Consider the following 12,902-nt stretch of genomic DNA (forward strand, 5'->3'; position numbering starts at 1 on the left):
GGTCACTGACTCTACGTCGCAGTCGGGGCCGGGGTTGTCACCTCAGCGTCGAACAGTTCGTCGAGTGCGGCTCCGAAACCTTGCGCGAGCTGGTCCAATTCGGGTGCCAGATCGGAGCAACTGACGATGCCGACGTCGAGTTTTCCGTCGAGAGACATCACCGTCACGTTGAGACCTGCTCCGTGAAAGATCGGGCCGAGCGGGAACATTCCCTTGATCTGGGCACCGAGGAAGTAGAGCGGGACCGGCGGTCCAGGCACATTCGACACGACCAGGTTGGACACGACGGGGTGACGCTCGGCGAGTTTGAGCGACGAGTACACGCGCATGGCGGCGCCGAACACCGCCGGCGAAGCGAACTGCGACCAGTCCTGGAGCATGTTCGCGCCCAGAGCCTCGTTGTGGTTCTTCGAGGTGGCGTTGTAATCGCTGATCGCGTGCAGGCGTTCGACCGGATCGGCGATCTGGGTGCCGAGTTGCGTGAACATGCCCGAGATCTGGTTCGTGCCCGGACGATCGGATTTGCCGTGGACCGACACCGGCACCATGGCGACGAGGGAGTCCTCCGGCAGCTCGTCCCGGTCCTCCAGATACTTACGCAGTGCCCCGGCGCAGAGCGCGAGAACCACGTCGTTGACCTTGACGCCGTGACGGTCCTTGACGGCTTTGACCTTCGCGAGATCGAGTTGGCTGAACGCGACGTTGCGGTGACCGGTGATCGCGCCGTTGAACGAGGTCCGCGGCGCGGTGAACGGAGCAGGCATCGCTTCACCCTTTCGCGCACGCGTCACCCACTTCGGGAGCATGGCGATTCCGCCGGGGACCAGACGGGCAATTCTTGCGGGTCGGGCGATGACGGCCATGAGTCCGCCGATGGCGATGTCCAGCGTTCCCGCGTCGCCCGCACCCTGTGCTGTGGGATCCACGAGCGCCGGTGAATCCGGTTCGAGACTGCACAGCTGAGCCAGGATGTTCGCGCCGGTGACACCGTCGGCAGCGCTGTGATGGATCTTCGACATGATGGCGATCTGTCCGTCGGCAAGTCCCTCGATCACCCACATCTCCCACAGCGGTCGGGAACGATCCAGCGGTTGGCTCGCGATGTGTCCGGCGAGCTCTGCCAGTTCCGCGTGTGTGCCGGGAGCAGGTACCGCGGTCCGGTGGCAGTGCCGCTCGATGTCGAAATCGTGATCGTCGACCCACACGGGGTAGTCGAGATTGAGACGGGAATCTTTGAGTTTGCGCCGGAAGGTCGGCATGGTGGCCATCCGCGAGTCCAACTCGCGAAGCAGCTTCCGGTAGTCGTAGCCGCCCGGGATGGTCGTGGGGTCGAGCAGGACAAGTCCACAAACGTGCAATAGCTGGGTCGGTGTTTCCAAGTAGAGGAAGGTCGCGTCGAGTCCGCTGAGACGTTGCATGACTCATTCTAGAACAGGTTCTAGTATTTTTCCGGGGGAATGCTCAAACGAATAGCAGAGTCAGTCGTTCTGCCGCGACAGCGTGGTTATCCCGGCAGGCGGAAGCCCCGCCGCGTACGCGAGAACCTCGCAGAAAGCCTCGACGTGGTGAGCCAATTCGGACGAAGTTGCAGTCCAGGACGCTCGCAACTCCAGTTGATGGGCTCGCGGAGGCCCGGCGATGTCGCCGTACCGCACGGAAGTTGTGGCTGTGACCGTACCGCCCAGGGCCACAAAAGGTTCCGGTCCCGCCTCCAAAGCGTCCACCAGCCAACTCCAGGCTACTTCGGGAAGTAGTGGATCCGCGGCGACGGCTTCGTCGAGATCGGCCTGGATATACGCCACCAACCGCATGGTGCCGTTCCACGCCTCGTCGCCGTCCGGATCGAACAACAGGATCAGGCGGCCGAAAGCGTCACCTTCGGACTGCTCGGCCACTACGTCGGAGTCCGGGTGGAGAACCTCGGCCCCCACCGCGTGGCTGTACGGAGCGAGACGCTGCGGCGGGCGGATGGGACCGACCTCTATCTCGGGCCGAACCCGCGCAGCGGTCATCGCCTCCACGGCGGCACGGAACTCGGCCGGGTCGGCTGTCGATCCGGATGTCGTCACAGGTCAGGACGTTAGTCGGGGATGCGGGCGGGGAGGTGGAGGCGCGCCGACCGAGTGTGGCTCGGGTGTGTGGCCGCTCACGAACCGCTCGGGTGTCCGATCCCGAGTGTGGGACGTGGCAGCATTGAGTCGATCGAAGACACACGTTGGCGGAGAGCGCGAGGACTGATGAGCGGGTTGGACAACATGAATTCAGGCATTACCGGGTCGGCGGAATACAGCGCTCGGCGAGTCTTGCCCGACGCACCGTTGCTTGCCGCGGCGACCGGACGCACTCCGAGTCGACGGCCGGTGTGGTTCATGCGTCAGGCCGGGCGTTCGTTGCCGGAGTACCGCGAGATCCGCGCCGGGATCGGCATGTTGGAATCTTGTTTCGATCCGGCGCTGGTCTGTGAGATCACGATGCAACCGGTGCGCCGTCACGACGTGGACGCGGCAATCCTGTTCTCGGACATCGTCGTTCCACTCAAAGCCGCAGGAATCGATCTCGACATCGTTGCCGGCGTCGGACCGGTGGTCGCCAATCCGATTCGCTCCATCGCCGACGTTGCAGCACTTCCGCGACTGGTCCCCGAAGAGGTAGGCGCAATCGCGCAGGCCGTTCGGCTTCTCACTACCGAGTTGGGCTCCACGCCGCTGATCGGCTTTGCCGGAGCGCCGTTCACTCTGGCGTCGTATCTGGTCGAGGGTGGTCCGAGCCGGAACCACGAGAAGACCAAAGCGCTCATGCACTCCGATCCGAAGACCTGGCACGCGTTGCTCGGAAGTTTGGCCGACACCACGATCTGCTTCCTGCAGGCGCAGCTCAAGGCGGGCGTCGACGCGGTCCAGCTGTTCGACTCGTGGGCCGGCGCGCTCTCGCTGGCCGATTACCGGGAATTTGTTCTCCCGCATTCCGAGCGAGTGTTCGCCGAGGTTGCCGCTGCCGGCGTCCCGCGTATCCACTTCGGTGTCGGCACCGGTGAACTTCTCGGCGCGATGGGGAGGCAGGCGCCGACGTCGTGGGTGTCGACTGGCGGATTCCGCTCGACGTCGCGGCTGGTCGTGTCGGTCCGGGTAAGGCGCTGCAGGGCAATCTCGATCCCGCCGTACTGTTCGCGGGCCCCGAGGTGATCGATCGTGAGGTGCGCCGGATCGCCGCCGAAGGGGACCGCGCGATCGAGGCCGGTGCCATCGGCCACATCTTCAACCTCGGCCACGGAGTTCTTCCCGACACCGATCCCACGGCGATCACCTCGGCGGTGGAGCTGGTGCACTCGCTGTGACAACGACTCGGCCGTCGGTCGCGGTGATCGGAGGCGGAATCTCCGGTCTGGTTGCCGCGTACCGGCTTCGGCGCAGTCTGGGCTCCGAAGCGGACATCACGATCGTCGACGACTCACCGCGGCTGGGCGGGAAGCTGCGAACGATTGATCTGGGCGGTGGCCCGATCGACATCGGTGCCGAGGCTTTCATCGCCCGTCGGCCGGAAGTTCCTGCGCTTCTCGCCGAGCTGGGACTGACCGATCAGATCGTCTATCCCGCGGGCCTGAGTCCGTTGATCTGGTCTCAGGGCTCACTGAATCGGTTGCCGACCGGAACCCTGATGGGAATCCCGGCTTCGGCGGAGTCGGTTCGAGATCTTGTCGACGAGCAGACCCTGGCGCGCATAGCGGCCGAGGCCGGCGTCCCGCTGGAGTGGACCCGCGGTTCCGATTGCAGTGTTGCCGAACTGGTTTCGCAGCGATTCGGTGATCAGGTGGTCAGCCGATCGGTGGATCCGCTTCTCGGTGGGGTGTACTCGGGGCTGGCGGAGACCATCGGCGTGCGTGCAGCTTTGCCGACACTCGCTGCGGCCCTCGATGCGGGCTCTCGGAGCCTCACGGATGCAGTCGCAGCCGCATTGCCGACGCCTGCACCGGGGCCGGTGTTCGGAGCGCTCAGAGACGGGTACGGCATCCTGCTCGATGCGCTGCAGCAGGCCGCCGACGCGACCTTCGTCCGCGGCGAGGCTTCTGGGTTGCGCAGCGACGGGGCTGGTTGGAACGTCGATCCGCTCGGAAGCGTCGACGCGGTGATTCTGGCCGTCCCGGCGCCGCGCGCGGCGGCGCTGTTGGCCGGAGTCGATGCGGATGTTGCGAGTACCGTCGCTCGGATCGAACTGGCGTCGTCCGCGGTGGTGGCGCTCCGGTTGTCCGGGCAGGTCGAACTTCCGCAGAATTCAGGGATCCTGGTAGCCACCGACGCCGACCTGACCGCCAAGGCGTTCACGCTGTCGAGCCGAAAGTGGACACACCTCGCTGATCGCGGTGAGCACCTCGTTCGGGTGTCGTTCGGTCGATTCGGTGCATCGGAGATCGTCGACCGGCCGGATGGTGAGTTGATCGACTTCGCGCGCGCCGATCTCGAGACCGTGACCGGAATCACCGAGGAGCCAGGCGCGACCTTCGTACAGCGGTGGCACGGAGGTCTTCCCCAATACGCCCCAGGTCACACGGAAATCGTGGCTGAAATCGAGTCCGGGATGACGCAGTTCGACGGCCTCGCCCTGGCCGGGTCGTGGCTGCACGGCGTCGGGGTTCCGGCGTGTGTCGCAGTCGGCACGACGGCGGCTACACGGATATTCGAGCGAGTGGCACGATAGACCCATGGCACGCCTTGATTTCGACAAACTGAACTCTGAAATCCGTTACCTCATGTTCTCCGTGTTCCAGGTGGAACCCGGTGTGCTGGGCGATGATCGGGAAGCTGCGATCAAGGACGCCCGCTTGTTCTTCGAGGGTCTCGAAGACAAGGGCGTCGTGGTTCGCGGGATCTACGACGTCGCCGGCCTGCGCGCCGACGCGGACTTCATGATCTGGACCCACGCGGCCACCATCGAGGAACTGCAGGCCGCGTACGCGGATTTCCGTCGCACCACCGTCCTCGGACAGGCCAGTGCTCCCATCTGGAGCAACTCGGCGGTGCACCGCCCCGCGGAGTTCAACAAGAGCCACGTGCCCTCGTTCATCGCGGGTGAGGATCCGGGCGACTACATCTGCGTCTACCCGTTCGTCCGCTCGTACGAGTGGTACCTGCTCCCCGACGAGGAGCGTCGCAAGATGCTCGCCGATCACGGTATGGCTGCTCGTTCGTACAAGGACGTTCGCGCCAACACGGTCCCGGCCTTCGCCCTGGGGGACTACGAGTGGATTCTCGCGTTCGAAGCACCCGAGCTCATTCGTATCGTCGATCTGATGCGCGATCTACGTGCCACCGAAGCTCGCTTGCACGTTCGCGAAGAGGTGCCGTTCTTCACCGGCCCGCGCGTGGACATCGAGAAGCTGGTCCTTTCCCTTCCCTGATCTGCTTCGAAAGTAGTTCCTGTGACAACTGCACCGAACCGGCGTCGTCAACACATGTCCCATTGGGGAATGTTCACCGCCGAATCGGTCGCCGGCGAGGTGACCGCCGTGCATCCGTACGAGGGTGATGCGAATCCTTCGCCGATGCTCGGGAACCTCGCCGGTTCGGTGCGCAGTCGGGCTCGTGTTTCGGGCCCGGCGGTGCGTCGGGGTTGGCTCGAGAACGGGCCGGGTCCCAGCGACCGACGTGGAGCCGACGAATTCGTCTCGGTCTCCTGGGACGAACTGACCGAACTCCTCTCGCGTGAACTACGTCGCGTGGTCGACGCGCACGGAAACAACGCGATCTTCGGCGGCTCGTACGGCTGGGCCAGCGCCGGCCGATTCCATCACGCGCAGAGCCAAGTTCACCGATTTCTGAATCAGCTGGGTGGATACACCAAGTCAGTTCACAGCTACTCGCTCGGTGCCACCGGTGTCATCATGCCGCGTGTGGTCGGAACGCACTGGAAGTTGTTCGCGCGCTCCACGTCGTGGGACGTCATCGCGAAGCACTCCGAACTCCTCGTCTCGTTCGGAGGAGTGCCGATCAAGAACACCGGAGTCAATGCCGGTGGTACGAGCGATCATCCGACGCGCGGGGCGCTCGACGCGTTTCGTGCCCGCGGCGGAAAGATCGTCTCCTTCAGTCCGTTGCGTGACGACGTCGAGGGTGACTGTGAGTGGATCGCACCCGTTCCGGGAACCGACGTTGCAATCATGCTTGCCCTGGCCTTTGTCCTGGCGTCGGAGGACCTGCACGATCGCGATTTCCTGGGCCGTTTCTGCGTCGGTTACGAACGCTTCGAGGATTACCTGCTCGGACGTTCCGACGGTGTACCGAAGGATCCGCGCTGGGCGCAGAAGATCTCCGGTGTGTCGGCGGAGTTCATCACCGACCTGGCTCGGAGAATGGCGTCTGGCCGGACGCTGGTGACCGTCACGTGGTCGTTGCAACGCATCAAACACGGTGAACAGGCACCGTGGATGGGCGTGACACTCGCAGCGATGCTCGGCCAATTCGGGCTTCCGGGTGGAGGTTTCGGGCACGGCTACGGTTCGATGAACGAGCCGGGTCTGGCTCCGGTGCCGTATCCCTTGCCGACCTTCTCGCAAGGTGTGAATCCGGTGTCGGATTTCATTCCGGTAGCCGCGATTTCCGACCTGCTGCTTTCGCCCGGGGAGGAGTTCGACTACGACGGCCGACGCCTGACCTATCCCGACATCCGGTTGGTCTATTGGGCCGGTGGCAATCCGTTTCACCACCATCAGGATCTCCCGAGGCTGCGACGGGCATTTTCGCGTCCGGACACGATCGTCGTTCACGATCCGTACTGGACGCCGATGGCCCGCAACGCCGACATCGTTGTCCCGTCGACCACCTCGCTCGAACGAAATGACCTGAGCTGCACTCGAAACGACCCGCTTCTGGTCGCGATGCAGCAGGTCGTTCCACCTTTCGAGAACTCGCGTGACGACTACGACACGTTTGCCGCTCTGGCGTCTGCGCTCGGATTCGGGGAACAGTTCACCGAAGGGCGATCCTCACAGGAGTGGATCGAGCATCTCTACGGTCAATGGCGGCCGTTCGTCGATGCAGACGGCGGCAACACACCGACGTTCGAGGACTTCTGGGCAGAAGGGCACTACCGGATGCGAACCGAAGACAACCTCGTGCTCTTCGGTGACTTCCGTGAGAATCCCGAGAAATATCCGCTCTCGACTCCGAGTGGGAAGATCGAGATCTTCTCCGAGACCATCGAGTCCTTCGGCTACGACGACTGCGCCGGCCATCCGCGCTGGTACGAGCCCGACGAGTGGCTGGGTGGACCGCGAGCCTCGCAATTCCCGCTTCACTTGATCGCCAATCAGCCCAAGACGCGTCTGCACAGCCAACTCGATCACGGCGCTGCGAGCCAGGCGTCGAAGATTCAGGGACGCGAGCCGATTCGTATGCACCCCGATGCAGCGGCCGCGCGCGGCGTCTCGGCAGGAGACGTGGTGCGGGTGTTCAACGATCGCGGAGCGTGCCTTGCTGGTGTGATCGTCGACTCGGACTTGCGGAGCGACGTCGTCCAACTTTCCACCGGTGCCTGGTACGACCCGCTCGATCCTGCCGATCCCGACTCTCTGTGCGTGCACGGCAATCCCAACGTTCTGACACCGGACATCGGTACGTCGTCACTCTCGCACGGGTGCACCGGCCAGCACGTTCTGGTGCAGATCGAGAAATTCGACGGGGCCCTGCCGCCGGTCAAGGCGTTCGATCCGCCCGTGCTTCGTTCACGCTGACGGAACCGATCGGCCACCTCTCGCGTCGAACCTCGTGAGCGCCTGAATCAGGTGTCACGATCTATCGAAGGTGGGGGCCATCGTGAGTGCAGCGGATGTTGGTTCGATGCGGGGGCAAGTCGAAGTACTTCGGGCCCAGATCGATTCGATGCAGCACGTTCTGTTGGAGCGGACTCGATCGCTGGCGGACTTGCAGGAGAGGATCGCTCGAGCGACGGCGAGCGCGCGTTCGAGTGACGGCAGCGTGGAAATCGTCGTCGACGCCTCGGGGGCGGTGGTGGGAGTCGATCTCTCGGGGAGTTCTTACGCCAAGCATTCGCCGGCAGCGTTGGGGAATCTGATCCTGGCTACGGCCGCGTCTGCGGCAGAAGACATACGCCGACAGGTTGCCGAGATGACGAAGCCGCTCACGGAGGCGGCCGGAATCGACTTGCCGGACCTGGTTCCGGGCGTGCTCGGATTGCGCGAGATTCTCGAACCTCGTCCGAGCTCCACACCGGCTTCCTGCGACGAGAACTGGGACCGCACCGTTCTGAGGAGCTCCGGCAATGTCTGAACTGGGCGTGAATGTGGCCGCGATGAAAAGTGCTGCACCAGCCTTCGCGGTGGTCGCTGCCGATCTCGACGAGGCGCGGAGCGCTCTCGACGCAGTGGTCGCCGCCGAAGAGGGTTGCTGGGGCACTGACCAGTTCGGATCCGCATTCTCAGGCGCATATGTTCCCGGTGCTGAGTCAGCAGTCGGTGGGATGACGCTGGTCGCGGGCGCGCTGCGCGAATTGACCGCCACGCTGATCGAGATCACTGATCGTTTCGAATCGATCGACACCTCGCTTGCCGACGACATGGCGGGTGGGCTCTGATGGGACTCGAGATTCCAGGCTGGTTACAGGCGGTTGCGTCGGTCGCGGTGGGCAGTGACTGGCCGCAAGGAGCCGAAACGGCACTGTGGAGGTTGGGTGATGCCTGGTCAGGCGCGGCTGATCGGATCGAGGCTTCGGCCGCTGCCGGTGGTTACGGATTGCAGGCAGTACTGGCATCGATCGACGGTCGAGCCGGCGACTCGTTGTCTCGGTATTGGTCCGAGGCCGGGGGAGTTGCGGAGGTCTTCGAGCGGTTGTCCTCTGCCGCGGCCGAACTGGGTCAGTCATGCACCGATACCGGCACGGACATCGAGTACACCAAACTGTCGATCCTCGCGGCGCTGGGCGCACTGGCGCTCGAGATTGCCGCCATGGTGGCGGCTGCTGTCCCGACACTGGGTGTCAGTACCGCCGGGGTCGTGGCGGCTGAGGTCGCAACAACACTCACGGTCCGAATGTTGTTGCAGCAATTGTTGATACGAGTGATCGAGGCTGCGGCAGTGGAAGCTGCCGCTGCCGTCTTCTCCGGCCTCGCCATTCAACTCGGGCAGATGACGATGGATCATCGCCAGTCGATCGACGGTGGCAAGGTCGTGACCGAGGGGCGCGACGGTTTCATCAAGGGACTTGCGAACGGAGGGTTGAAGACGACGCCGGATCGTGTCGGCCCTGACCCGAACCCGCTTCCGACCGGTTCGAGGTTGCAGGAGATCGCGCGAGGTGCCTTCGACGACGCGGTCTCGGGAGCGTCCGCTGCGATCGTGACGAAGGAAGTCACGGGCGGCGACGCCGCGTTGACGGACATCACTTCCGGCGCGATCGGTGGCGGGATCGGTTCCGTCAAAGACGGACTTGTCGCTCGCAACGAGGACCTGAATGCGGCCGGTCTGAGCCCGACTGCGCTGAACTGGGACTTCTGAGTGGAAAGTCTCGAATCGTGGGCTACCAGTGATACGGGGTAGCCCACGACCTGGCTACTGAGCGGGCTTGAGGACCAGCGAGATCGAGTTGATGCAGTACCGCTGATCGGTCGGCGTCGGGTATCCCTCGCCCTCGAAGACATGACCGAGGTGGCTGTGGCACTTCTTGCAGATGACCTCGACGCGGCGCATCCCGAGTGAGCTGTCTTCTTTCAGGATCACGGCATCCGAATCCGCCGGATCGAAGAAGGACGGCCACCCGCAGTGCGATTCGAACTTCTCGGTGCTGCGGAACAGTTCGGCTCCGCAGGCCCGGCAGGAGTAGACACCTTCCGTGGTGGTGTCGGTGTACTCGCCGACGAAGGGGCGTTCGGTGCCGGCTTGGCGCAGGACGGCGAACTCCTCCGGCGTCAGTTTTTCGCGCCACTCGCTCTCGGTGTACGTGACCTCAGGTGTGCTGTCGATGCCATCGTGTGAAGAACTCATGCCTCCACGCTAATGCTTTGTCGCCGTTTCGGCTTCGTCGGCAGGTGAGACGGTATCGAGTGGGGGATCGAGGAGGTACGCGGGATCGATTCCCCGATCCAAGCGGCCCTCTCGACGCGCGACCAGATACCGGTATCCGAGGACACAGAAGATCACGATCAGCAGAAGGCTCCAGCCGAGGGTGCTCTTGGTGTATTCGGCCGCCCGGCCGAAGGTCGGCCAGCGGTTCGACCACCAGCTGTCGAACGTCATGAAGCCGTAGACGGCGAGCCAGGCCGGCCAGTTCCGCATGACCGAGTTCTTGAGCACCACGGACATCAGGAGCGGGAGCAGCATCATCGAGTAGTACATCTGGCCGAGCGAGGGCAGCAGGAACGACGCGGTCATGATCACACCGGTCGCGGTGGTGAGGAAGAACAGTTCGTCGTTGCGGTAGTAGCGGTACAGAAGCCACAGAGAAACGACGACCATGGCGGCCAACACGACGCGCAAGAGCAGGATCAACCATTCGGGCAGACCGAAGTAAGCGCCGTTTCCGACAATCGAACTGTTGAAGTAGTCACGAGATTCGAGCAGGTACGGCACGGTGCGGCGGACGAAGTCCATCGGATCCGACGCCAGCGGCCATGCCACGACCGTGAGAATGAACGGGATGCCCAGGGCGGTGACGAACACCTTCCACTGACCGCGAACGAGTGGCAGCAGGAGCAGCGGCGCGAGAGTGGGTTTCACTGCGATGGTGAGACCGATCGCGGCGCCGGCCCACAGGTCCTTCTTGCGCATCAGCAACAGGAGGAAGGCAACTTCGCCGAGCAGGACGAGGCCGTTGATGTTGGTGAACACCAACGTGTTGGTGACCGTCTCCGACATGAACGCGCCGAGCACCAGAATCGGCGCCGCGATGGAACTGATCGTCAGGTCGAACAAGCGCAACAGCAGGTAGAGAGCCACGAGAATGGCGACGGCATTGACACCGATGAACAGCCACCGTGAGCGCTCGGGATCGAGGATCGCCAGGGGGCCATCAACAAGGAACCCGATGGTGGGTACAGGTAATGGGGGTCTACGGAGTTGAAATCTGCGGTGTAGACGTCGCGCCCGTTCCAGAACGCCAGCGCGGCGTTGTAGACCGGTCGGAAGTCATCGGTGATGGCGCCGTTGACTGCTGTGACGATGACACGATTGAGCACTGTCATCACGGCGATCGGCCACAAAACGAAGTTGACGACTTGTTGGGTTGTCCGCCCGGTACGCGGCTCGAGCTGTCGAAGGAACACTTCGGCACGGTACACCGGAGCAGGGTGTGATCGGGGGATGCACCCCTTTTCGGTCGTGGTGGACGAGCGCCCGAGTCAGGCCGGGCACACGCTTCCGTTACTGGGCAGGGAGGCGTCGCTGAGGTAGAGGCGCATCGCCTGTTGAGCGCAGGTGGATTGTGCCGCGGGGTGACCCGCACCTTGCCAGTCCAGAGTTGCGAAGCGCGATCCTGCATTGGTCACGACGCCGGTGACGGTCGAGAGTCCGGAGTTCCCGACGGCCGGGTCACCCTGACCGCTCAGCACGAGGACTGGGGGCTTCAACTGATTCGGCAGGGGGGAGTTGGCGGTCGACGGCCAGCTGGCGCACGCCAGCAACCCGAGCGCGGCTTCTCGCCCGAACACCGGATAGTTGGTGCCCCAGGTGTCCGCAAGCTCGCGCGCACGCCCGATGCCCGGCCATTGCATGCCGTCGGTGCACCGTCCGATGAACTGGCCGTCGCCGTCCACCTCGTTCTCCGCCCGGGCGGCGCGCTCTCGAATCGGCGAAGCGTTGCCGGTACCGAGCGCGGACAGAGCGTCGGACAGTGAGCGGGTCTCCTGCTCACGGTTGGTTCCGGCAGTCCACAGGCTGGCCGAAATCGCGTTCGACACCGCAGCGGCGGACAGCGGCTGGAATTCATCGGCGCGAGCGCGCTCCATCAAGTCCGTGACCGATTTCTTCGGATCAGGTCCGAGCGAGCACCCCAGCGCCACACATCGCTGAGCGAATGCCGCCAATGCCGCTTCCTCGCCCTGCACGCGGCTTTCGGCCTCGGTCGCAGCGTCGGTGGCCACCGGAGCGGGAGAATCGAGGATCAATCTCGCGAGGTTGTTCGGGTGGGCTGCCGCATAGCTCAGCGCGATGTCCGAGCCGGACCCTGCAGACCACAGAGCGATGGTCTCGACGCCCCACCGTGTACGTAGAGCGTCGATGTCCTCGGCTGCGGAGTCGGCGCCGAACTTCAGTTCTTGAGGGTCGAGGTAGTCCGTGCAGGCAATGGTGGCGTCGTGACCGAGAGCCGCGACCGCATCGGCGGCGTCACCGGTGGAATCCGCGTCGAACTGGCCCAGATCGTGAAGGCCACGCCGAATTTCCGGCGTCATGCAGTCGATTGCGGTGGACCTGTCGATTCCGCGTCGATCGAGGGCAACCACGGGATGTTCGGTGAGAACCGTGTTCAAGCCGGATGCGGCGAGCATGGCCAGAGAGTTTCCCGACGAACGATCGGTGCCCGATGTGAACACGATCGGATACGCGTCGGCAGGCGTCGACGAGGTCCGAGCGCGGGTCAAGCCGGCAGTGAAGTTGCCGTCGATGGCGCCGGTCACGTCGATGGGGGCATTGAATTCCGCGCATTCGAGAATGACGCCGGCGCTCGACGCCGCGAGAGCCTGGTCGGCGAGTGACGTGCCGGTGCAGTCTCGCCACGGTATGTCATCGGTCGGGACGCCAGGGTCAACCGGCGGCGCATCGGGCGACGGTCCCTCGCTCTGGGCAGGGCTGCCGTCGGTGCGGCCTTCGACCGCGACGGCGGGCCGAAGCGACGGACCGGCGCCGCACGCACAACACGTCGCGAGGACGACGGCCATCAAAGCAACTCTGCGCATGCCGACC

Annotated in this window: 10 protein-coding genes and 2 pseudogenes; 7 read left to right on the forward strand and 5 right to left on the reverse strand. The window is 64.1% G+C overall.

What is annotated here, in order from left to right:
• Positions 1 to 11: 11 nt before the first annotated feature.
• Both EHW12_RS13945 and EHW12_RS13950 read right to left on the reverse strand, forming a co-directional pair.
• Positions 12 to 1,418, reverse strand: coding sequence for a wax ester/triacylglycerol synthase family O-acyltransferase (locus tag EHW12_RS13945; protein ID WP_058038720.1), 1,407 nt, complete (start codon positions 1,416 to 1,418; stop codon positions 12 to 14).
• Positions 1,419 to 1,478: 60 nt separating this feature from the next.
• On the reverse strand, positions 1,479 to 2,069 hold the full coding sequence (locus tag EHW12_RS13950) for a DUF3000 domain-containing protein (RefSeq protein WP_003942604.1): 591 nt from the start codon (positions 2,067 to 2,069) through the stop codon (positions 1,479 to 1,481).
• Between the two features lie 198 nt (positions 2,070 to 2,267).
• Between EHW12_RS13950 and hemE the strand changes: the two are divergent.
• The 7 genes and pseudogenes from hemE to EHW12_RS13985 all read left to right on the forward strand — a co-directional run bounded on the left by hemE (position 2,268) and on the right by EHW12_RS13985 (position 9,503).
• Positions 2,268 to 3,334, forward strand: a pseudogene (hemE, locus tag EHW12_RS13955) (uroporphyrinogen decarboxylase).
• The gene (locus EHW12_RS13960) at positions 3,331 to 4,692 is read left to right on the forward strand and encodes a protoporphyrinogen oxidase (RefSeq protein WP_007732889.1); all 1,362 of its coding nucleotides are present in this window, start codon (positions 3,331 to 3,333) and stop codon (positions 4,690 to 4,692) included. Before hemE ends, EHW12_RS13960 begins: the two are co-directional and overlap by 4 nt.
• A 4-nt stretch (positions 4,693 to 4,696) precedes the next feature.
• The gene (gene hemQ / locus EHW12_RS13965; protein WP_125051013.1) at positions 4,697 to 5,392 is read left to right on the forward strand and encodes a hydrogen peroxide-dependent heme synthase; all 696 of its coding nucleotides are present in this window, start codon (positions 4,697 to 4,699) and stop codon (positions 5,390 to 5,392) included.
• Positions 5,393 to 5,446: 54 nt separating this feature from the next.
• The gene (locus EHW12_RS13970) at positions 5,447 to 7,723 is read left to right on the forward strand and encodes a molybdopterin guanine dinucleotide-containing S/N-oxide reductase (RefSeq protein ID WP_125052598.1); all 2,277 of its coding nucleotides are present in this window, start codon (positions 5,447 to 5,449) and stop codon (positions 7,721 to 7,723) included.
• A gap of 82 nt (positions 7,724 to 7,805) precedes the next feature.
• On the forward strand, positions 7,806 to 8,279 hold the full coding sequence (locus tag EHW12_RS13975) for a YbaB/EbfC family nucleoid-associated protein (protein WP_223304570.1): 474 nt from the start codon (positions 7,806 to 7,808) through the stop codon (positions 8,277 to 8,279).
• Positions 8,272 to 8,583 carry a hypothetical protein gene (locus EHW12_RS13980; protein ID WP_003942588.1) on the forward strand — a complete coding sequence of 104 codons (312 nt, stop codon included), beginning with the start codon at positions 8,272 to 8,274 and terminating at the stop codon, positions 8,581 to 8,583. Before EHW12_RS13975 ends, EHW12_RS13980 begins: the two co-directional genes overlap by 8 nt.
• Positions 8,583 to 9,503 carry a hypothetical protein gene (locus tag EHW12_RS13985; RefSeq protein ID WP_125051015.1) on the forward strand — a complete coding sequence of 307 codons (921 nt, stop codon included), beginning with the start codon at positions 8,583 to 8,585 and terminating at the stop codon, positions 9,501 to 9,503. The genes EHW12_RS13980 and EHW12_RS13985 overlap by 1 nt, the downstream gene beginning before the upstream one ends.
• A 54-nt stretch (positions 9,504 to 9,557) precedes the next feature.
• On the opposite strand, the gene msrB is transcribed toward EHW12_RS13985, so the two are convergent.
• From msrB to EHW12_RS14000, 3 genes and pseudogenes are all read right to left on the reverse strand, one after another.
• A complete protein-coding gene (gene msrB / locus EHW12_RS13990) occupies positions 9,558 to 9,989 on the reverse strand; it encodes a peptide-methionine (R)-S-oxide reductase MsrB (protein ID WP_003942631.1) in 432 nt (143 codons plus the stop codon).
• A 9-nt stretch (positions 9,990 to 9,998) separates the two neighbouring features.
• Positions 9,999 to 11,281 (reverse strand): annotated as a pseudogene (locus EHW12_RS13995) (glycosyltransferase family 87 protein).
• A gap of 60 nt (positions 11,282 to 11,341) precedes the next feature.
• Entirely contained in the window at positions 11,342 to 12,895 is a 1,554-nt protein-coding gene (locus tag EHW12_RS14000) for an alpha/beta hydrolase (RefSeq protein ID WP_054188504.1), read from the reverse strand.
• Positions 12,896 to 12,902: the final 7 nt, after the last annotated feature.

Origin of the sequence: Rhodococcus sp. NJ-530 (genome assembly GCF_003860625.1) — a bacterium.
Classification (GTDB): domain Bacteria; phylum Actinomycetota; class Actinomycetes; order Mycobacteriales; family Mycobacteriaceae; genus Rhodococcus_F; species Rhodococcus_F qingshengii.

Coding starts and splice junctions, on each gene's coding strand:
- EHW12_RS13945 (WP_058038720.1), bottom strand. CDS start 1,418: ATGCAACGTCTCAGCGGACTCGACGCGACCTTCCTCTACTTGGAAACA.
- hemQ (WP_125051013.1), top strand. CDS start 4,697: ATGGCACGCCTTGATTTCGACAAACTGAACTCTGAAATCCGTTACCTC.
- EHW12_RS13970 (WP_125052598.1), top strand. CDS start 5,447: ATGTCCCATTGGGGAATGTTCACCGCCGAATCGGTCGCCGGCGAGGTG.
- EHW12_RS13980 (WP_003942588.1), top strand. CDS start 8,272: ATGTCTGAACTGGGCGTGAATGTGGCCGCGATGAAAAGTGCTGCACCA.
- EHW12_RS13985 (WP_125051015.1), top strand. CDS start 8,583: ATGGGACTCGAGATTCCAGGCTGGTTACAGGCGGTTGCGTCGGTCGCG.
- msrB (WP_003942631.1), bottom strand. CDS start 9,989: ATGAGTTCTTCACACGATGGCATCGACAGCACACCTGAGGTCACGTAC.
- EHW12_RS14000 (WP_054188504.1), bottom strand. CDS start 12,895: ATGCGCAGAGTTGCTTTGATGGCCGTCGTCCTCGCGACGTGTTGTGCG.